The organism is Pseudomonas sp. 2995-3 (genome assembly GCF_002742565.1).
GTDB classification, from domain to species: domain Bacteria; phylum Pseudomonadota; class Gammaproteobacteria; order Pseudomonadales; family Pseudomonadaceae; genus Aquipseudomonas; species Aquipseudomonas edaphica.
Window position 1 is genome coordinate 42,999 of record NZ_LJSB01000224.1, and the last position, 20,784, is coordinate 63,782.

13 protein-coding genes are annotated in these 20,784 nt (G+C 53.4%); 9 read left to right on the plus strand and 4 right to left on the minus strand.

Annotated elements, in window-relative coordinates:
- Window positions 1-283: 283 nt before the first annotated feature.
- The 3 genes from AOA62_RS23530 to AOA62_RS23540 are packed head-to-tail and all read right to left on the minus strand — an operon-like array spanning window position 284 to window position 6,217.
- On the minus strand, window positions 284-2,527 hold the full coding sequence (locus AOA62_RS23530) for a DEAD/DEAH box helicase (protein ID WP_099549990.1): 2,244 nt from the start codon (window positions 2,525-2,527) through the stop codon (window positions 284-286).
- Window positions 2,502-3,797, minus strand: a complete 1,296-nt coding sequence (locus tag AOA62_RS23535; protein ID WP_099549924.1) for an ATP-binding protein — start codon at window positions 3,795-3,797, stop codon at window positions 2,502-2,504. The genes AOA62_RS23530 and AOA62_RS23535 overlap by 26 nt, the downstream gene beginning before the upstream one ends.
- A complete protein-coding gene (locus tag AOA62_RS23540; protein WP_099549925.1) occupies window positions 3,794-6,217 on the minus strand; it encodes a TerB N-terminal domain-containing protein in 2,424 nt (807 codons plus the stop codon). Before AOA62_RS23540 ends, AOA62_RS23535 begins: the two co-directional genes overlap by 4 nt.
- 815 nt (window positions 6,218-7,032) lie before the next feature.
- On the opposite strand from AOA62_RS23540, the gene AOA62_RS23545 reads away from it, so the two are divergent.
- The 3 genes from AOA62_RS23545 to AOA62_RS23555 are packed head-to-tail and all read left to right on the plus strand — an operon-like array spanning window position 7,033 to window position 12,085.
- On the plus strand, window positions 7,033-9,222 hold the full coding sequence (locus AOA62_RS23545) for a sugar kinase (RefSeq protein ID WP_099549926.1): 2,190 nt from the start codon (window positions 7,033-7,035) through the stop codon (window positions 9,220-9,222).
- Window positions 9,164-11,179: a hypothetical protein gene (locus AOA62_RS23550; RefSeq protein WP_256592470.1), complete on the plus strand. Its 2,016-nt coding sequence runs from the start codon at window positions 9,164-9,166 to the stop codon at window positions 11,177-11,179. Before AOA62_RS23545 ends, AOA62_RS23550 begins: the two co-directional genes overlap by 59 nt.
- A gap of 51 nt (window positions 11,180-11,230) precedes the next feature.
- Window positions 11,231-12,085 (plus strand): hypothetical protein, encoded by an 855-nt coding sequence (locus tag AOA62_RS23555; protein ID WP_099549928.1) that lies wholly within the window; start codon window positions 11,231-11,233, stop codon window positions 12,083-12,085.
- A gap of 120 nt (window positions 12,086-12,205) precedes the next feature.
- Here AOA62_RS23555 and AOA62_RS23560 read toward each other — a convergent pair whose 3' ends face one another.
- Window positions 12,206-13,117 (minus strand): YafY family protein, encoded by a 912-nt coding sequence (locus tag AOA62_RS23560; RefSeq protein WP_099549929.1) that lies wholly within the window; start codon window positions 13,115-13,117, stop codon window positions 12,206-12,208.
- 374 nt (window positions 13,118-13,491) lie between these two features.
- Here AOA62_RS23560 and AOA62_RS32080 point away from each other — a divergent pair, with 374 nt between their 5' ends.
- The 6 genes from AOA62_RS32080 (at window position 13,492) to AOA62_RS23585 (ending at window position 20,746) form a co-directional block, all read left to right on the plus strand.
- Window positions 13,492-13,638, plus strand: coding sequence for a hypothetical protein (locus AOA62_RS32080; RefSeq protein ID WP_178075653.1), 147 nt, complete (start codon window positions 13,492-13,494; stop codon window positions 13,636-13,638).
- A gap of 74 nt (window positions 13,639-13,712) precedes the next feature.
- Window positions 13,713-14,426 (plus strand): toll/interleukin-1 receptor domain-containing protein, encoded by a 714-nt coding sequence (locus AOA62_RS23565; protein WP_099549930.1) that lies wholly within the window; start codon window positions 13,713-13,715, stop codon window positions 14,424-14,426.
- Window positions 14,427-14,972: 546 nt separating this feature from the next.
- Window positions 14,973-15,845: a hypothetical protein gene (locus AOA62_RS23570; protein ID WP_143521903.1), complete on the plus strand. Its 873-nt coding sequence runs from the start codon at window positions 14,973-14,975 to the stop codon at window positions 15,843-15,845.
- A 5-nt stretch (window positions 15,846-15,850) separates the two neighbouring features.
- Window positions 15,851-18,796 carry a hypothetical protein gene (locus tag AOA62_RS23575; RefSeq protein WP_143521904.1) on the plus strand — a complete coding sequence of 982 codons (2,946 nt, stop codon included), beginning with the start codon at window positions 15,851-15,853 and terminating at the stop codon, window positions 18,794-18,796.
- Window positions 18,793-20,199: a hypothetical protein gene (locus tag AOA62_RS23580; protein WP_099549933.1), complete on the plus strand. Its 1,407-nt coding sequence runs from the start codon at window positions 18,793-18,795 to the stop codon at window positions 20,197-20,199. The genes AOA62_RS23575 and AOA62_RS23580 overlap by 4 nt, the downstream gene beginning before the upstream one ends.
- Window positions 20,183-20,746, plus strand: coding sequence for a hypothetical protein (locus AOA62_RS23585; protein WP_034099035.1), 564 nt, complete (start codon window positions 20,183-20,185; stop codon window positions 20,744-20,746). The genes AOA62_RS23580 and AOA62_RS23585 overlap by 17 nt, the downstream gene beginning before the upstream one ends.
- Window positions 20,747-20,784: the final 38 nt, after the last annotated feature.

Consider the following 20,784-nt stretch of genomic DNA (forward strand, 5'->3'; position numbering starts at 1 on the left):
TGGGGTGGATTGCAAAATGATGGCACGGAGCTGGTCGACTGAGAACTGTTAAATATCGACCTGGTTTTAATCGAAGGTAAGCTTCTCGGAGATTTCGATGTTTAAGTGTTAGCCGGTGGGCCACAATACTCGATTAAAAACAAATCATTTCGTGCTGGCCGGTAAATAGGTCCAGGTTAAGCAAAGCGGAGCCGGCGGTGATTACTCATCATCAGCCCAGCGGGGAAGCATCGCAGTGTTTTCTGCGTCTAGCATCGGATCAATGCAGCGCAGTTTCTTCCGCTTATTTTTCCACGGAATGACTCTGTGCAAAAAGAATTGCGGTCGAGATATCGAGCGATATGGAAGCAAACGACTTCATCAGCAAGGATTGCGGCAGTGCCCAATCCCACTTTTCGCGCAGCATGTTTTCCACCTCCGAAAGTATCGAATCTAGATCAGCAGCATCCAGGCTTCCGACTTCCTTCATTGCCATTTGGGTTCGACCGATGTCGGCGTCAACCTCAATGGCAAGGCCTGCGTTATCACAAGAAAGGCCGACATGATTGAGTAACAAGCGCAGTGCATCGTTGGCATGATCACCTAGCCAGCTCATCAGATAACACTTACCGCCCGACTCAACTATGTAGCGCTTACCAAGTCCCAGCGAAACAAATGTCTTTCGAGCCTCGTCGAGAAGCTCTTGAGCCCCTTGATCAATAAAGGGGCAGGGGAGTGTGTCTGCCAAGACGGCTCGCATTTCTTGGCGTACGTTGTCATGCACCATCGCACCCAGACCATCGAACTGAGGAGGGGCGCCACCGCGTGCAGCTGAAACGATGATGACTTTGGCCTGGAGATCAACATCACGAACCTGCCACCTCCGGCCTCCGAAAATAATGCGCTGATCCTTGGTCAGTGGACGGCTTACCGGCACAGATCCCAGTGCCCTACCATCGCATACAAGGCGAAATTCTTCGTCGCTGGTGAATGCGCTGTAGAACTCATAGTGGTTGATCAATCGCTCTCCAACCGTCCCAGGAAGCAGCAATCCTGAGCTGTCCTGAACAATGAGCTCATGCTCTCCGAGCGCCTTGAGCAGCTTCACAAAGTCTGGTTTCTCAACTTTTGGAAACGCTCCCTCAGCAATCAAACTTTTCCAGAGATCTGCAGCAGATGCACCGCCGCACTGGGCAATCACTGAAAGACATTGTTGAACGAGGGTGGACGCGTGAATGCCTTGAGCCCTGGGAGGTTCAAACCACCCCTTAGCCAGCAGTCGAACCATGGAAATGGTTTGAACCAACCCTTGGCGCAGTTGATCCGAGAGGCTCGATCCATCTTTGAGTGGCGATTCCTTGCAGTAAATGCGCAGCGTTGCTTTTTCTCCTGGGCGCCTTCCCGATCGCCCTAGACGTTGTCGCAGACTCGCCACCGATGGTGGGGCACCAATCTGCACGACTGTTTTGATGCTGCCGATGTCTATGCCGAGCTCAAGCGTCGTAGTGCAAATCGCGGATGCCGCGTGAGTCCCTGCCTTGAGAGCATGCTCAGCTTGCTCACGTAAGTCCTTCGAAAGGCTACCGTGATGAGGCCAGAATTCGTTCGGCACGCCGTCTCTCTCGCAGCGCCGACGCAGTTGATCTGCGTACCATTCAACCTGCGACCGACTGTTTGGGAAAATTAGGTTATTACTGCCCCGTAACACCTTGTAAAGATGATCAGCGATCGCGAAGTCTGGGCTTGCCTCGTTCTCTGTCTCGTCTTCATTTCCCTCTTGCTCAGAAAGTTTCATGGGCTTCTTCTTGAGCTCGCTCATGGGTGGCTGAATGTAACCACGAACTTGCACCTGGAGAGTCTGGTTGGAGCTTTTTGATTCAATGACGGTAACGCCATCGGCATTTCCCGGACGCAAAAATTCCGACGCCATCTTCATGTCGCCGAGGGTGGCTGAGAGCCCGACTCTAGGGAGACGGTGCCCGGCAACAAGTTCTACCCGATGCATCAGTGACTGAAGTTGCTTGCCTCGTTCGCTACCGATGAACGCATGCAGCTCATCCACGACGATATAGCGCAGGTGCTGGAACACCCCGCCAAGACTAGAACCGCGGTTGACGAACAGGGCTTCAAGGGATTCAGGAGTGATCAGAAGCACCCCCTCAGGGGACTTCAAAAAACGATGTTTTTTGCTTGAGGAGATGTCCCCGTGCCAAGCCACTACGGGAATCTCAAGTTGCTCACAAAGACGGCTTAACCTGTCCCACTGGTCGTTGATCAGGGCCTTGAGCGGGCTGATATACAGCGCCGAACCGGGTGGGTCATCATGATTCAGCAGATTGGTGAGGATGGGAAGAAAAGCGGCCTCGGTTTTGCCTGCCGCCGTTGCTGCGGCGATGATGACATCCTGATCGGCATCCACCAGCACAGGTACCGCCCATTCCTGGGCGTCGCGCAAAGAAGTCCAGCCTTCCGCCCAAACCCATCGCTGGATTCGGGACTCAAGTTGATCGAAACCCGATGACTCAGAGTGTGAAGGTGGCAAGTTCATCGTCCGCATCGACTTTGGTATCATCTTCGCCGCCTGAGTCCCTGGCGACCTCGACAGCTCCAAGCAGCATCCGCCAATCGGCGCCCGGGTTTTGCTCCAAGATGGCGAGCAGGTTGATGAACGCTGTGATCGTGGTGCGCGGCGTACGGAAGTAGGCTTCCCCCAAGCGCTGATTACAATGCGCCATAAACAGTGGGAGCGCCTCGTCAGGCAGTAAGTACTTTTCAGCATCTCCGCCAGCGTATACGTGACGAAGTTTCTGAAGCAGTACGTAGAAGTCTTCCGGGGTCAGGCTGGTCAGGCGAATGACCGGCCCCGACAGATCCACCAATCCTGATTTTGCAAACGAGTTCTCGGCCAATCGAGATTGCAGGGCAGGGTAGCTGAATAGCCCCCGACGAGTGTCCATCAAAAACTCAGGAGTGCCACCTAAAACGAAACCAAGCCCTTCGGACGATCCCTGCAGAGAGTCGTTGAGAATACGGAGGATCTGTTCGTAATTGGCATTACGAGCTTGGGTATTGGCCAGTTTGTAGAGGTTGACCAGTTCGTCGAGGCAAATCATCAGACCGCCAAAACCTGCAAGTCTGACGAATCTCGACAGGAGCTTGAGCTGATCGTAGACGGAGGCATCATCAATGATGGTTCGTACACCCAAGGCTGCTCGGGCATCAGTCTTAGTGGTGAACTCTCCACGCAACCAACGGATGGCGTCGGCCTTGAGCTGCTCGTTGCCTTCTTCGAAACCTCGGCAATAGGCGGCAATCACCTCCGCAAAATCATACCCGTTGACCATCTCGGTCAGCTCGGCCAAGTGAGCACGAATAACAGTCTCGCTGTCCGTACCCGCCGCCTTGGCTTCGGTTTTGGCCTGAGAGATGAACTTCTCAACAATGCCTTGCATAGCCCCTCCGTCGGGCTTCGTACGAGTCGACATGTTTTTAGCCAACTCGGAGTAAAGCGAACGTGCTTGTCCACCCGTGGCATGTAATCTGCGATCTGGGTTCAAGTCGGCATGCATGGTGACAAGCTTGCGCTCCATGGCAATGGCTCGTACCAGGTTCAGAAAGAACGTCTTGCCCGCACCGTACTCGCCAATGACGACTCGAAATGCCGATCCACTTTCAACCAGGCGATTGACGTCCTTAATCAGGGCATCTAGTTCGCCTACCCGGCCAACCTGAATCAGGTGTTGGCCCACGCGAGGAACGACGCCTGCGCGTAGCGACTGGATGACCGCATCGCGATCCTTGGCTCTGATAGTGCTCATAGGGCTAACTCTTCCAGAATGTCTGTATTGATCTCGACAGGGTCATCACCCTCAGTGACGGGCATGTCGAAACGTTCAAAAGCCATGTCGTTAATTTGTTCCAGGGCACCATCGAGCATCAGCTCCATGTCGCTGGCGGCAGCTTCAAGTTCGGAGCGGCTCCACTCAGGGCGTGAGATCAGCAACCGAAGGAATGCAGAGTGTTCCAAATCGAGACCATCAATGTCTGCACTCGATTCTTGTACTGATTCTGCCACATCGATCAACTGTTCCGGTTCGTCAACCTGGTCATCAGTGAAGACTTTGGCAAGGAGGGCGGAGACCTCTGCGGTTTCTCGTTGCAGTTCTGCAATGCGCTCGTGATCAAGCACGAACCCTTGATTTGCAGTGGAGTTGATCGGGGTACCAGGCTCGGAACGAGGAATGCCGGCTTTTGGTTTTACGAAGGCAATACTTGCTCCAGATGCAGCACCGTGGAGATCGCTGTACAGCAACTGACTGTCCAGCTGCAGGGCCTTGTAAACGCGCTCAAGAAGTTTCACTTCCAATGGGCTGACGATGCCATCTGCTTGCGCCAGATGGGCCAGGAAGCTGGCAATCGTGCGTTTGGCTTCGACCGTTAGTGGGTCGAGTTTTTTCTTTAGGCTGGCCAGCGTTGGTGGTTGCTGGATCTGGATTCGCAGGTGTGCTTTAAGGCGTTTGCGATGGGCCACACTCAGGTGATTCCAGGAGTCGATGTGTTGAGCAAGAAGCGTAACTTCCTCAGTGGAGGTATCACCATCGGCAGAAGCCACAGCACTAGCAAGGTCGAGCGTCACCGAAGCAGCATTGTAGGCAGCAGAAGCTCGCAGTGACCCGTCTTCTGGTTGAGTCACGAACAGCGCGATTTGATCTTCTGCTTTCGGTGTCTTACTGCCAGCCAGTACGTCGGGTTCAATACCGATGTGAAGCGATTCCAGCGCGCGGGCAAGTGCAAGTACTTTGTCGCGGGACAGGGCGCCGGCGCTCTTGAACCGGCCTGCGAGTTCGCCAAAGCTCATGACAATCAGGTCGTCGCCAATTCTGAATTGAAGCTCGTCCAATTCTGTACGGGCTGCCGTCGGCCAGAGAGCGACGGGAAGTTGCAAAAGACCTTCGAGAGCTTCTGCGCTATCAGGGTTGCGGCCCAAATATCGGCTGTAGGGTTCAAGCTCGGTAGTGCATAGCTCAACCAGCAACTGCAGGTTTTTTCGTGTACCTGACGTGGCCAGGACATCAGGAAGGTCACCCAAGCTAAGCGTGGGGGCCATTAAGACCGCGGAGGCCGGCCGATAGCTGGTTTTAAGTTTTGTCTTGTTCTGCGCCAGGACAAGACCCTTAGGATGGGCGCTTGTGTACTTAAGCTTGAACAGTCTCGAAAAGACATCCTTGCAGCGAGTCACGGGCGTGCGTTTGCTGATGTTGGGGTCAGCTAGCGCCCAGGCTAATGCCCAATCGGCATCAAGGGGGCGCTTGTTGGAAGCGAATTGCCCCAGGCCTACGCGCAGTGGCAGTGGCATCTCGTAGCTATACGCGACAACGTTGGGAGGTGGGCCAAGGTAAAGGTCTGGATCGATCTTGGTGTTGCTCAGGTAATCCAGAAAACCTTCCGCATATCCCCTGAACGACCTATTTTCCCCGTAGATACTCAATAGGCGCTGGACTTCTTCTACGATCAAAGGAAGCTCAGCCTTAACGCCCGGGTCACTCACTGCGTCAACGAGTGCTCGACGCTCTAGACCATAGAAATACAAAAATACGTAGCCGGTGTCTGCCAGTGGGTAACGACGGCCGCCCTCCAGCCATTGAAGGTATCCACGGCGAGCCTCTGACGTGATGGAGTGAAAACTAGGCCAATAGGACATCAGCCGTTCTTCTATATCGACGTGTGTCTTTGCGATACGGAGTTTGGGGTTTATCAGTGAGGGTTCTTCTGCATCGTGCCGGCCACCTAGCACGCTGCCCATATAGAACATGCCACCCGGAATTAAAAAACCGGAAACGGTGACAGATTCACCTGCTGGCACCCAGCGAACATCAGGTTTTTGCGTGCTCGCATTTGGAATGTTGAAGGACTTTGAAGATGCTGAGCCGAGTTGGACAGTGTAAAAATCAGAGTTTTCCTCTGTGCCCATATGGCTCCCTGAAACTTCTCGCATAGAGAAAGTGAGGCCTGACCGTTGATGCTCTCGCAGACGTTCCGTCTCCGAAGCGGGCACTGACAATTGCTCGGCCTGTCGCCTTGAGCGACGAACCAGCAGCCAAAAAAGCGCGGCAATGCAAGCAATAACACCAATGGCGATCCAAGCATTTTTCGGGATCGATGCGACTGCGCCGAAGGCCAGAGCGAAAATGATCAGGATGCCGTTACTTGTGGAATGTTTTGCCTTCTTCCTTGCCATGAGTCGTTTCAACCTTGAAAGATGGGTGCTGGCGCAATGGCAGTATCCGATAATTGCCCTACGAGAACCATGGGCTGAGGAACGCTATTGATCGGAAAGTTTTTGCTTGCGGACGAATAGCTACAATCATCAGAAGTAGCTTTTCAGCAGTAAGGGCGCAGATCATCACGCTCCATTGGCCGATTGAGAGCGATGCGCGTTTGAATGACTTTTTCAATGGATATCCCGGCAATTTGGCGCATTCGCTATACCTTAGTAGCGGAACCACTGGCCGAACGAGTCTATGTTTTAGTTCAGCCAAATTGCGTACCTCAACGAAAGTGGCTGAACAGACAATAGCTTGATGACGTCCTCGCACTGGTCGCCGGAGCTGGCGTACGGCGCCCTCGAAAAAATCGTAGATTGCGTTGTAGCTTGCGCTGGCAAGTAGCCTGAGGACCATCAAGCTGTGTTTTGGATCGGGTGCCTGAAACTGAGTCTTAAAAGTAAGAGCAGGCGCTGAATGCCCCTGAGGTTTAAGTATTCAAGCGGCCAGCCGATAGGTTCCTAATAGGGAAGTTGACTAACAGCGGTCACGTAGCCGCGCTAGGTGAACCCAGAGCCAAAGGGATTCGTGTGATGCAAGTCTGCAGTTTTTCGCCAGCGGTGACCTGGCTACCCTCGTGTCCCCCCCAGCATCCGTTCCCATACTCAGCACTCTACTGGTCATCTGTACTCAGAGCTCTCTTGGCCCTACCTGAGTCTCCAGTAAAAAGTGGATTGCTTTCAGGGCCGCCAAGCGGCGGCAACATCGACGATCGAAAAAGGAAACGATAGTGACCCTGCAGTCCCCCGAAGTCCTGCTTGAAAGCCTGAACAATGCACTGCGCCACCTCCGCGGTGCCTGCACTGATCTGGGCAATGAAGAAATCGACGATAAGTTACTGGAAGTCATGCGCCGGCTGTTGCTTGCTCAGGTGCTAGGCGACACTTGGGTAGTTGCAGTTGGCGGCTCTCAAGGGGCGGGCAAGACGACGTTGATGGCATGTTTGTATGGCTTGCTCGAAGCCGAAGATAAATGGCTTGAGGGCAACGAGGGCCGGGGTGAGAAAATGCCTGTGTTGGTTCTGGAGCAGGAAGGCTTGCAACAGGTACAGGGTTTTGTGCGCCGTTTGTTGAAAGACGAGGGAGCTAGCAGTTTCACGCTTCAGGATGTTCCGGTCGAGGTCGCCGAATTTCATCGAGTAATCAGCGATCCCGCCACCGGTGATTTACTGCCCGTGCTACGTGTGCCGCGTCGGTATTTCAAGCGCGACAACCAAGCTTGGTTGCTACTGCCCGGTTATGAGAAACAGGACCGTGATAACCGTGCCTGGCAGGAACTGATGCGCCAGGCCATGGTGGCGGCAGGTGGCTGTATTGTGGTAACCGATAAAACTCGAATGGCTAATCAACAACAAGTCGAAATTGTCAAAGACATGCTTGACGGCGAACTGTCGAGTGTTCGGCCCTATGTGGCGATTACCAAAACTGAAGACAGCCGCGATGACTTAGCCGAGCGCCAGCAGCTACGAAACAGTGCGCAAACAACGTTTCAGGTATCGGCCGAGGACGCTGAGCGTCACATCATCTTGACTGGTACCGACGACCCCGCATATATCGAGCACTGGATGCCTCACATGGAGCGCGCGATACACGACCTAAACTTCACCGGTCAGGCCAACCGTCATTTGCAAATGAGCGATCTCTCCAATCTGGTCGGTAAGGACCTGACACGGGTGTTAAGCCTGATCCGTAGTAAGTCGCAATTGTATTTTAGCACCGACGAAAGCACAGAAGGTGCGCAGGTGTTGCAAGCGGTACTGGAAGAGTTCGATGACGCAGCGCAGGACCTGCGGGATACTCATCTGAAACTGGTAAGTGAGTTGGTAAGCCAGGCGCTTTCAAAGGCCAGTGATGCGCTAGATAAGGTGTTGAAGGAAGAACACGAAGGTTTCGGCAACTGGATTTCCAACGTCTTCGATACCACCAGTGAAACCAAGATGAAAATGAGTGCCGTAGTAAAGCAGTCGTGGGAACACGGCGCCTCGCAACTTTTCATTCGATACTCGGAAGAGCTGGCGAAGCTGACAGGTAGTAAGCTGGGACGAGAAGATAAGGCTCCAGACGCCAACGGACCTCAACTGTTGCTGACACAGGAGCAGTCGCGCTCGCTGAAACAGGTTGGCTATATGCATCCTTCTGGTCAGATGGTTACTTTTAAAGCGCTGACCCCTGACATCGCCAGCGATGTACGCCTGCTACTTGGTCACCGTTCACACGAGAACGTCAGCACTCTTCAGGCATCGAGTAAGTCGCTGAGCAAAAGCGTTAAAATAGTGCCTGCGATTGCACTCGAGTACACGCGTCTGGTCTACGCCTTGCCGGAGGTTATCCAGATCCACGATGTCGCGGTAACGACTGAGGCAGCGCAGGGAAGTAACCTCGTGGAGGACGGCGTCAAGAGCCTCGGCGCGGGTGTAGATCTCGGCAAAACGGCTATTAAATCGCTGGCGACGGTAATGGCGGTTGATGTCCTCAGTGATGGCAAAGCAGATATCCTGGCGACGATTATTGGTGATACTTCGTCGGACGAAGCGAACCTACCTGCAGTGCCAATGACGCTTCATCCAGCTGCCGTCGCAGTCGCTGCAGCAGTTGCGGCAGGCTACTTGACTGCTGTGGCGGTGACACGGCTACGTACGTTTGAAAAGGCCGCTAGCGCGCAAGCACACTCCATGCTCCATAGCGTACATGACGCCCACGTCGGCCACTTGCGCAAACAGTTCGATGACACCATGGCTGTGGCGCGGGGCAGGATCGTTGAGGCACTGCGAACACGCTATAAAATGGATGAAGGTCTGATGCGCAAAGACCGTCTGGCCCGTGCTATGGCCGATGTGAAGTCGCTGACCAGTGACCTCCGTCATGATCTCGACGCTTCTGCCGCTGGCCTTCACGTGTTTGCCGATGGACGCGGGGTCTGAAGTGACATCGAACCAGGCGGTAGAGTACTGGCACGCCTTACAGGTGCGACAGCCAGAATGGGCTCTGCGTGCTTACGCGCGTCTGGTTCAGACATTGAGTCGGGACGTACAGCAGCGTCTGCAACTCAGAGAGACGGTGACTGAACCGTACGTGGTGGTTTTCGGTAAAACGCAAGTAGGTAAAACCACGCTGCTGCTGGACCTAATGGGGGTTGTACCGGCCCAAATGGGCAGAATCTCAAAGGTACTGCGCGGTGGGCGCGAGGCTGGTCAGTCGGCCACCGCAACAACCATGGAGTATTGCCGCTCGACTAGCGAACGCTGGGGATTGACCCGTAAGGGCGAGACTCGTTGGTTGGTTGAGGACAGAGATATGACCCTGGCCTTGGGTGCGCTGCGTACGGAGATGGAACGGGGCCAGTTAAAAGCTGAAGTATCTCCCTGTGTCGTTCACCTTCCTGAGAGCTGCTTCTTGGGCGGTGCCCAAGGCTCTAGCGTGCGGATACTCGACCTGCCCGGTGATAACCCTGCCAATGAAGAAGAACAGCGACACGTTAACCTGATGGCCAAAACGTACTTGCCCTTCGCAGACCTGATCCTGTTGGTAGGCAAAGGCGATGACCTTGGTTTCTTGTGCCCCGGGGCGATCACGCTCCCGGGCATTGAAGACTGGCAATCCATGCCTTATCGCTTTCGGGTTGTCACCACTTACTCGTACTTCTCGAAGTCAGTGAAAGACATACTGCGTAAAGAGCATGAGGTCGATGCGGCTCAGGTGCGCCAGCGACTGATTGAGCAGGTTGAGCGGTTTGGTAAACTCAGCGAGCCTGCCCGTGAACCGCGGTTGTTCTTCCCGCTCGAATTCGGTAACAGCTGGCACCAAGCGGAAAAGGATGACCCGCTGCTGCATTCGCGTATGGCGCCCATTATCACCGCCTTACGCAACGAATTGCTTGAGCAGATTACTAGCAGCACCACGCCCATGGGGCGCCTGCGAAGTACGCTCGATACCCATATCAGCGTGCGCTACATCCTGCATAAGAAAACTCGTGCTGTTGAAGAGACACTCCAGGCGCTTGAGTTGCGCAGAGTAGCCTTGACCACTGAGGTTCAGAATTGGGCGGTAATGGTTGAGGGATCGCACCGGCGCTTCAAAGACGTCTCCGAACTGTTGGCCAAAAAGCCTTATGAGCAGGGCGAGGCCGCTATAGCGCAGGCTACTCAGGCTTTGCTGGCTGATCCTAATGAGCGGTACAGGCCAAAGGAGGGAGGCGTAAAGGACGACCGGGAGACCCTTTACACGCTGATCAGGGAGTACGCTCGTACATTAGGCGCTATTCGTCTTGACGTTCAGCCCGGCAATTGCCCGCTCCCATACTGGCGACAGGTGCGTAGACTTTTCGAGGAGCCCGAGCAGCAAAGTGTAGATGACATTCTAAGCGCCGAGTTCTGGTCGATACGCTCCGTACTCAGCGACTATTGGATAGACACCTACTGGTCATCTAGTAACTACCAAGAAGACCGCGCTCGCGTGCGCCGGGCCGGCACGGCAGCATTAACGAATCTGGCGGACCTGTGGCGAGACCAATGGCTGAAGGCCCTTATGGGCACCCAACGAGCAACGAGTCAAGAGCTCCAGCAGGTTAAGAACCAGGTGGCGCTGCATGAGGAAGAGACGCGGCTTGCCCAAGCGCGCCTTGGTGTGATTGAACAAAGTATCGTTGAGCAGGACGCAGAGCGCACTCGTATCACACTGAACTCCAAAGAGGACCTTGAACGCTGCGAACGCTTCATCTGCCTGCTTGAGCAAGAATATAGTGCCGCGCTGGATCAACAATACGCCGCTGCGCTTGCACAGAGTGACCCCAGCGACGCCTTGCTTGGGCTGTTTTCCTGCGTTGCTCTGAGTCAGCAGTACTACGAATTTCTAGCGTTCAACCAGCAGGCAGCGGGCTAAACAAAGCCTGCGAGGTTTACGCGCTTAATCCAATGTTCTAGAGAATCCATTGTGAGTGATCAAATCCAGGAAAAAGAGAAAAGCCTAGCTGAATTGATGGTGAGAATTCTCAAGGAGCCGCTTAAGCCGCTGGGTGAGTCGGTTAAAGGTTTGGAGGGCGATCTTACCGACATCAAGGCAGAGATCGAACTGGTCGGTGTCCCCCTAGCTGATTGCCTAACGCAGAGTACCCTTGCAGCTAAACGTAGCAAGGACGCTGTTGAACTGCTGGGCACTTTACGCGATGAGCAGGCTGCATGGAGCCCTCAACTTCAGGCTCAACTCGCCGAGCACGCTCAGGCTGGGGCGCATTCCCTAGACGCAAGTCTGAGAGAAAGCCTCACGGCGCTCGCGCAAAGCGAGCACCGTGTGCTCAAGGCCTTAGCCGACGTGGGTGAGGCACAACGGAGCGCTACAGATCTAATCGCGGCGCTGCCCATGCAGCTCAGTGAGAGCCGGACAACGTTGGATAATGCCCTCGTACAATGGGCGTCAGGGTTGAATGCTATCAATTCCACTATGGCCTCTGGTTTGAAAGCAGCTGTAGCAGAGATTAGCCAGCGCTTGGAGCACCAACACCAGGCCACTCTTGCTGTGCATCAAGTCCTGTTCAATAGCATGAAAGACGCCTCACTACAGTCACAAGCGCAGTCAGACCAGAAACTGCAGGCCAGTAAGGTGCTGGTTGACACACTGTCCGACGGGCAGGCCAGAATCATCGGGGCGTTGAATCAGCATACTGGCTCCCTGAGCGCCCGCCTTGATCAGAGCCAGGCCAAGCTACGTCAGCTGACGATCACTTTGGCCGTGTTTTTCGGATCGATGATGGCCTACGTGGGGTATGAACTGCTGAGTCGGTTTAGCTGATGCCGTGAGGGGGAGCCATAAAATCTATGGTCGCCCCAGCACAATGAGCCCCAAGAACCCCTCTGTTTCTGAGATCTAGGTCGAATATGTTCTAGCTCAAGCATTCAAAGCGCAGATCGTTCAACTGGCTCCAATTTTATCGCTCCCGCCCAAGTCTCCATGTGGGCTTCTGTATCCCGGCGCGAACATTGAGCTTTCTACCCCATAGAGAGCCAAGGGATCACTGAGCCATAGGCGGTATGCGTTATCTTCAATGCTGTGGTCAGGTGAGCAGTCCACGTGGTATTGCTGTAGGACGTACCCAGCCATCGCTGCGCGCACTCGAAGTCTAAGCACGCCGCCAGGCATCTCGTAGTCGAGCATCACAATCTGCGCATAATTCTTATCAGGATGCGGCACGAGCGGTAGATCCAGCATTCGATTCCACTGATCATCGCGCTTTTGGTCTTCGTCGTTCTTGGGTTTAGCCCCCCACTGAGTCTGAGCCGTACCGATTCGAGCCAAAACGAAGTCCACAAATTTCCGGCGTTTCCGATCGTACGCTCGGACGTGCCAGCGCAAGCCATCGCAGCTGACCGCGAACGGCACGATTTCTCGTTCAGACTCGCCCGACCCCGAGGTATAGCTTATTTTTACCACCTGATTGAGGCTGATCGCGCGAGAGATCGGTGCCAAAACCTCTACCTTTGGCTTGCTGAGCAGCGAAACGGATTCGTTTAGGATGAGCGGCCTCTCTCCATCTAGACCGTATCCGTACCCTTGGGAAAGTGCCGTGAGCACGCGCTCAGGCGAGTGCGCGATTAGAGGCGAGAACGTCTCGCGTATCACATAATGCTTGGTCACAGTGTCCAGCGCAGTGTTTTCAGGAGCAATCTCCCGATACTGCGCGAAGTCGCGGGTGGCAGCTGCCGCGCCCACCCCGAAACGATCCATGAGATCAGTTCGTGAAACGGCCCCCGTGAAGTACAGGCGGAAATCTATGTACACCAGGCGCTCCCGTTGCGCTTGGCTGTATTCGCTCAAATCAATCATTTGCTCTCCGTCTTGCCTTCTTACCTGTCCTGCTGAATATCCAATATCTGATCGGGCGCATCTGGCAACTATGATAACACATGAGTGCTTGACGTAATCAAAATGATGATGATAGAGTTTGGTTATGGTTGTGATACATATCTATCCATAGCACCTTAGGCGATTCAAAAAGGAGGCTTGGATGGGATGTCAGAACGCCAGAAACAGAAAGGCCGGTCAAGGTACGAACTTGACCGGCCTTTGGGAAAAGACGTCTGAATTGGCTCCAGATGTCTCTCGCGCTTTGTGGAAAAAGCTTGTGGATGGTAGCCCCTATGGGCTCCCTCCGCAAGGGAGCGAGTTCTGTGTTCGAGCCACCTCATAGGAGGCATTTTATGTCCCAGCTTGAGATGTTCGAAAAGCCCGAGGCGGAAGGCGAGGTCATTTACCGTATGACGATCACCACCAAATCGGGAAAGGTGATTCGACGTGCTAACGGCCAACCGTTCCGCATCGTCATTCGCCCAAAAGCGAGCAATTGATTTAGTCGCTTAACAGAGCTCAGGGCGCGTTTTGTGCCCTGGGGCTAGTTGCTCCCCATATAAAGGATTACGACATGTCTAGATGTACAGCACCAGTACGTGGACATAACTCAGCGGCCGCTGCCGCTGCCTGTCCTGCATGCCGCTATCGCAACAGTTCCCGCAGTAGCTCTCGCTATGACGGTTATGGCTCGTCCTACTCCCCCTCGGTCGGCAATGGAGGTAGTCATGCTAACAATAGCGGTGGTGGTGGCGGGTCCAGCAGCAGTTCAAAGCCGCGCTGGTCGAGAGCAGGTTCATCCGTATCGTACTCACCGGCCCAGGTGCAGTCCCTCGCTCCAATTCGCGAAACCGTTGAGACGCGAGCAGCGGAGCAACCTGACCTTCGTGACGTCTTCCTGTGCCACGCATGGGACGATCGGCACGGACCTGCCAAAGAGCTGCACGAGTTGCTCGTGGCGGCTGGTGTGAAAGTTTGGTTTAGTGAGAGGGACCTAGGTCTCGGTGTTCCAATGATGCGCACAATCGACAAGGGCCTACCGAATTCGCGAATCGGGCTTGTGCTGGTCACTCCCGCGTTGCTGACGCGCCTTCCCAAAGAGAGTGTTGCTGACAAAGAGCTTTCGGCACTCCTGGCGGGTAACCAGCTCGTTCCCATTGTGCACAACACGACGTATGAAGCTCTCCGCAATGTAAGTCCCTTGCTCGCCTCTCGAAGCGGCTTGGACACTGCAGAAGATTCAATGGCGGTGGTTGCGGCAAAAATCGCCGAGCTGGTAGCGCTCTAGCTCTTTTGCTCACACAGTTTCGGCATTCAGATGCGGATGCTCGTACCTTTTATCCTCTACGGTTTAACAGACCTGCCTTCGGCAGGGCTGTTAGCTCCGACTAAGAGACCGATTTGGGCCGATTGCTGCCTGTTGTCAACAGCTGAAGGCAGTCTGAGGATGCCGTCAACGGTCGAGTTGCAGCAGCAATTTTTAGGCAGTCACCCAACGGTATTGTTTGGATACTTTTACCCGCGAAGGCGTTGCACGAGACGGCTATCCATGGTGGAAAAGTAGTGCAGGCGATTTTCCATGGAGGGGGAGTGATTTCAATATGCCTTTATGGTGATGGTCCGAATGGAATTTCTAAGTAGGAGTGGGTTGATGGTAAAGGAATACGCTGAGTATGAAGTCCAACGGGCATTGCATCAGGTGTGTTCTGCGAATACCCCAAAGGATGCGTTGGAATGCTTTCAGAGAAATCGAGCTGCTCGGTGACTGGCGCATCATGTATGCGGCAGCTTAATCGGGTGGGCCGTTTAGCTCGGTAGCCGCGACGAGCGGTGTATGCTTCAGCCAAGAAACCTTATGGTTTCACTTGTTTCGCAGAGCGCAAGGGATGCAATGTCGAGGATCTACACCTATCTGAACTCAATCAGCTCTGGTCAGCCGATCAACTTTGAAGCTTTTGCTAAGGAGTTGAAGAAGCATGGCAAGGGTGCTGGCTATCTGTTCGATACGTTTTCAACGTCGAAAATTGGAAAGAGCAGCTATCAGGTGGCTGTCTTGCGTGAGGATCGCTTTGCGGAGCTGATTCGTGAACACGCTCCATCAGAAATTACGGGCCGTATTGGTGCTGCTTTCGACGGAAGTAGCCACGCAGCAGCAGTAAGCGGCTCGCTTTTGATAACACGAAGCGTGGTCCATCCTCATCCAAGCGTGGTTCTTCTGAGCAAGCATGGATGGGAAGCACCTAACACTCTCCGACCAGCGGCGTTGCTGGTGGAAAATCTCGAGAACTTCCTAGCTCTCAAACAGACCGTCGACATCCTGGCCGACTGTGGCGTAGCTGAGCAAAGTGAAAGTTTCGACGTCATTTTCAGCGCCGGTAATCAGATCACCAACAGACTGAACATGCCATTTCTCAGCCAATACCAGAGGCTGTACTGCCTTTTTGATGTCGACTTAGGTGGGCTGACAATGTATCGAACTCTTCTCAGAGGGTTGCCAGACGGGCACCGGGTAGTGTTTGTGTACCCTGATGATATCGCCGATCGGTTAAGCGCTTCCAAATACTCACTAAATGAGCAAACGAGACAGGATCTCCTTGAGTTTGTTGGTCTATCCAAGGAAACCAATGAACTGATCGGACTTATGCGAGACAGCCAAAAAGCGCTAGAGCAGGAAACCTATTTGATGTCGACAACGACAAGGGACTGATGATGTTGAGCGACTCCTACGCGTTCCAGGACGTATACAAATTCCACAGGCTGATTTTTGTTAACAGTGCTGCCTATGCCTACACCGTAATCCGCGTGGACAAGCACACCGCTTTGTGTGGCCAGAACAACCTCGGAAAGACCTCGATGCTGAATGCATTGAAGCTTTTTTTGCTGCCACACGAGAACTTCAAGAGCTGCAATAAGAAATTTGCCTTCAAGGGGCCGGCCGGGACGTACTACTCGACTGATGCTAGCTACAGCTACTACTTCCCGGAAAACCACTCCTTCATCATCCTCGAAGCGGAGAACATGCACGGCCCGTTCTGCCTGGTCCTGCACCGCGGGAATCGACCATTCTCATACGGCCGTATGGCAGTACCTTGCATGTATGCCGATATCCAGCACATGTTTTGGGACCTTGAGTCGCCCATCAATGGAGGCATGGGGGCTCCGATAGAAGGCATCTCACTTTCTGGTGTGCTTTCGGATCTCCGAGCTCGGGGCGGGGAAGCAATGAACGACGGTGCTGTCATTCGCCAGCGGCTCTTCGGTCAACAGGCTCTTAATCGTGATGAGGGCCGATTCTGCTTGCTGCCTCTTAGGAATGGCGGTACCGCACGCGAGATCGACGCGTGGAAGATGCTAATCCACCTGGCCTTCGACATTGGGGCGAAGGACAACCGCACTCTGCCGGATACTATCGCCACGATCATCGAAGGGGATAAGGACCGGAAGAATGCAGAGCTGAGTGTCAGCCTGAGCGAGATCCTCGATGACTATGAGAACCTGAAAAAAGAAGGCGATCGCCTGGCGGACATAGAAAGCGCGCGGAGGTCTTGGGAGGGCTTTGATAGCCAGTTCCAACTGTTTGAGACGAAATCCGAACTGATCGTTCAGAGTATCGTCGATGTTGAGCATGCCTTGGCTGAAAGGCAGTCCAGCATTCTTGATGATGTTAAGGCAGCATCCGAGAGATATCAGGCTCTTGATGTGGCTCACTCAGCTAAGAGACAGCACCACGGTCTGGTCAAGGCTGAGTATCTGAAGCTGGCTGGAGCACTGAGTCTCCGGCATAAGGATCTGGACGGTGTCCAAAAGCAGCTATTCAAGGTCAGCGAGATTCTTCGGCGTTACCCTGGCACAACAGAGCATGAGGTCCGCGAGCTTTTATCCGATCTCTCCGCAGAGTTGACCGCAGAGATCGAGACCCTGACAAACAAGGTTCAGAGCGCTGAACAACTAGCCCAGGCGATCAGGAATAAGAACAGTCTTTTCCATCAGCGCGACCAACTCCGAAAAATTCTTGATGAACATGTGGAAACTGTTCTCGAGCAGGTCGATCGTCACAGTGCGTCGGTTCTGAGTAGCTTGAACTCTACGCTGTTCACCAAGTTGACTCCTCGACTCAACTCTGACCAGAAGCAAGCCATCAAAGAGTTTGGCTGCCTATTCCAGGAGCGAGGTTCTTTCATCAGCTTCCTGAGCCAGGAGACCTCATTTGGTTTCATGTCTTTCGACCCGACCAGAGCAAGGAAGCAGCACGAGCAAGACCTGATCAAACTGGATGACGATATCAAGGACTGTGATGACCTCATTCAGCGCCTAAACGATGACAGCAAGTTGACTGCTGAGCAGGCCAAGGAGAAAGCTAAGAAGCTGACCCGCGAGCGGATTGAAATTGATGAAGAGGTTCAACTACTCAGTCGGCATGGCTACATGCGCGAGCAGCAGAAAGCATTGGAACTTGAGGTGGGGGAACAGACAGTAGAGTTGGCCAAGCTACATGAGAGTGTGGCGGATGCCGCCGGCGAGCTGGAGGGCCTAGCGGTACAGGTTGAGCGCGCAAAAGAAGTGCTCGCCAGGGTCAGGAAGGAAAACGAAGATCTGCGCAATTATCTTGAGCAGATCCGGAACGTAGCTGAGATCACTTTAGGATTCCTTTCTATTCGGGAAATGAAGCTGAAAGCTCGCGATACTTTCTTTCACCCTAGCCAGATCAAGGAGATTTCCCAGTTTGCTTCTGAGGTAGCCAAGAGCAGAGAAGCTCTGCAAGTGGCCTTGGATGAACTGCTGAAACGTAACTTGCTGGGCGAAGAGGGCAGAGACTTTGGCTACCATGCTTTCCATGACTTGAGTCGGATGCGTAGCTGTCGGAGAGCTTTCGCGGCGATGTTTGGCACCTTGGAAGGTGAGCAGCAGACCTACCAGGCCAAGGTCACCGCGCATAACTCGAATACCTCTATTCAAATCGACGAAATCAAACACGCCAGAAGGATGATCAAGGAGTTCGAGAAAGAGGTAGATGACCAGCTCTCGGAGTTCAGTGTGTCTGACCTCGAGGCGATCGAGATTTACTGCGTATTGAATCCCCATTTCGAAGAGCTGTTGGTCGATATTGATTCCATAAACCTTATGACAACCGGGCTCCACGAGAAGCGCTTGTATGAACGGTTACGAGCTTTCTGTACCGAGTTCTTTGTTAACGGTGGCCGTCGGGGGACCACCCTGGATATGAGCCTGCTGATTGATCGGGTTGGATATCGGTACCGCAAGCGTGGGCATGACAAGTACACCGAAGAGGATCAATCCAACGGTACTACGGCAATGATTAACTGCCGCTTGCTATCGATTCTTCTGCGTAGGCTGCTGGTTGCGAATACACAGATCTGTTTGCCATTGGTAATGGATGAGCTGTCGAATCTGAGCCACTTGAATCTGAAGGCTGCGCGTGGCATCGCTGAGTCAGAAGGGTTCGTGCTGTTCGGGGCAACGCCGGAGCCCACGTCTACTATCGCGAAAGTAATCGAAAACTACATCGACCTTTCGCATTTTCTCGCCACCGACAGGGCATACAGCCACTTACGTCGAGTGATCTACACAGGTGAAAGCGAGTCGCTGAGAACAAAGAAAGATCCCGCCGATGCTGTTGCGGAGATCACTGCCGGATGATCGTTGCAGCAGACAAAACGGTCATGCTCATGATCGAGCATAAGCACATTTTTCTTGATCTTATCGACATCATGGATGAAGGCTCGGCTGGCGAAGAAGTGTCAACTCGCCTCTACGAGTCAAAAGTGATGAAGCTGCTTGATTCGCTGGGAGACAGTAAGTCCGATCGGCAAAAAATTGAAGCGGCCTTCGACGTGCGTAACCTCGTCCGGGCAAGCTTGATATTGCACCATGACACCAAGCGAGGAGTCATTGCCTTCGCCCCGTTTTTGATCGAGTTATTTCGCCACTTTGATAGATCGCGTCTTCGGCAGCTGAGTAGCGCCGATCTTGAGGCGCTGTGCGATAGCTTCAATGATAGTCTTGAAAAGCTTCGCGATTTGACAGTGATTGAGCAGGGTAACGACACGTTCGAGGATGAGCTTAAGCTACTTCGGGAACGCATCCGCTACGCTCAAGGGAAGATCAAGGAGAACGTGGACAGTCTTCAGGGGCAGACTCTTCGCCTGGCGGAGATCGTCGAAGTGATGAGCCTTGAGAACCTCGACGAGGTGAAGCAGGCTCGCGGTGCTTTGCAGGCGATCACCCGAATCTACGGTAGGCATGTTCTCCCCACATTGCAGTTCCTCAACGAGAGGGAACCTCTGAAGAAAGGCCTACCGGCACTCACTGCCTTGCTGCGGATATCCGAGATGTTCCGCGATGCCAAGTTGCCAAAATTGGGTCAGCAGGTTCTCTATGCAGTGGCATCCATTCGCTCCTATCGCTACGACGTGGAGGTCATCAGCAAGTCTCTGCAGCGCTACGTGCATCAGAATGAACGTCAGCGTCGTGAGTACGATCAGGTTGAGAGTGTTTTCAACGATCTACTGGTTGCCTGTCGGGAGCTCCATGACGGGAAACTAAGGGGCAATCTCATCCCTAAAGATCATGAGGTACTGGAGCGTTTCTCTACCTTCAAAGGCATGAAGAGGCAGAGAGCCGATAGCAAGATTGAATGGCACAACGTAGACCATTGGCTTCACATTCAGGAGCATCTGCGGAGTAGCCTGGATTCACTTAAAAATACCCAAGTAACAACAACGTCTGTTGAGCCAGTTGGAGAGGACGTGCTCAAAGCCAGGCGTGCTTTAGACGTGCGCAGAAAACTAATTGGAAGGCTGATAGATGAGTGGCATGTTCAGGTTGGGCCTGACGCCCATGCGTCGCTTCACGCACATCTGGCCCAGCAGATCAGCGACTACGAAATTGCTGACCTAGTGGAAGGCGTGTCTTGGCTAAAGCACCGAGAGGACATTGTGCTAACCCCTCGATTTCAGTTAGGGGTGATTGAGGACGACAGGCAGAAGTTGACCTATTACAAATTGAGGATCGAGGAGCAGGGTAGTGAGACAACAGCTTAGCCAAGCCATCTACAAAGAGTTGATGTCGGGGAAGGTGATCAACAAAGACACCTACGAGAATGGTGAAATAAAACCCAACCCGCTCTTCGAAGAGATGCTCAATAACTACGATCAGAGCTACAAGCCCTTGTACTTGAACATCGGGTTTGAGTTGGTGATGCGGAATGGCTTTATCTACATCCGTTCAGTCGAGCGCGATGAGGAGTACAGCGAGGTGGTCAGGAAAATACAGGTTCTGCTGTTGATCCTTGCTCGCGGACTGCATGAACAGGGCTACCAGCTTGATATTCTGCGCGACGGGGAAGCTGGTGTGTCTGATGGGATCATGGAGGAGATCGGGAAGGGAGAAGACAAACAAGATGTTATGTCTGCCAGCAACATGAAAGGGGAGGCTCTTACATCTGCAGTTAGAAAAAATCTCGAGCAGCGTGGGATCGCCTACAGGAATGCAAAAGGCAATCTGGTACTGACTCATGCTGGATTAGCGTTCTTTGACGACGTATTTAAGTACAGTAATGCTGAACCAGGTGCAGTTATGGTGGCTTGAGTTTCCGGCTTTATCAATTGGTAGATGGTTTCTTTACC

What these genes read in the sequence shown, in the direction of transcription:
- AOA62_RS23530 (WP_099549990.1), bottom strand. Translation starts at nt 2,527, where the DNA reads ATGAACTTGCCACCTTCACACTCTGAGTCATCGGGTTTCGATCAACTT.
- AOA62_RS23535 (WP_099549924.1), bottom strand. Translation starts at nt 3,797, where the DNA reads ATGAGCACTATCAGAGCCAAGGATCGCGATGCGGTCATCCAGTCGCTA.
- AOA62_RS23540 (WP_099549925.1), bottom strand. Translation starts at nt 6,217, where the DNA reads ATGGCAAGGAAGAAGGCAAAACATTCCACAAGTAACGGCATCCTGATC.
- AOA62_RS23550 (WP_256592470.1), top strand. Translation starts at nt 9,164, where the DNA reads ATGATCTCGACGCTTCTGCCGCTGGCCTTCACGTGTTTGCCGATGGAC.
- AOA62_RS23560 (WP_099549929.1), bottom strand. Translation starts at nt 13,117, where the DNA reads ATGATTGATTTGAGCGAATACAGCCAAGCGCAACGGGAGCGCCTGGTG.
- AOA62_RS32080 (WP_178075653.1), top strand. Translation starts at nt 13,492, where the DNA reads ATGTCCCAGCTTGAGATGTTCGAAAAGCCCGAGGCGGAAGGCGAGGTC.
- AOA62_RS23565 (WP_099549930.1), top strand. Translation starts at nt 13,713, where the DNA reads ATGTCTAGATGTACAGCACCAGTACGTGGACATAACTCAGCGGCCGCT.
- AOA62_RS23570 (WP_143521903.1), top strand. Translation starts at nt 14,973, where the DNA reads ATGCTTCAGCCAAGAAACCTTATGGTTTCACTTGTTTCGCAGAGCGCA.
- AOA62_RS23580 (WP_099549933.1), top strand. Translation starts at nt 18,793, where the DNA reads ATGATCGTTGCAGCAGACAAAACGGTCATGCTCATGATCGAGCATAAG.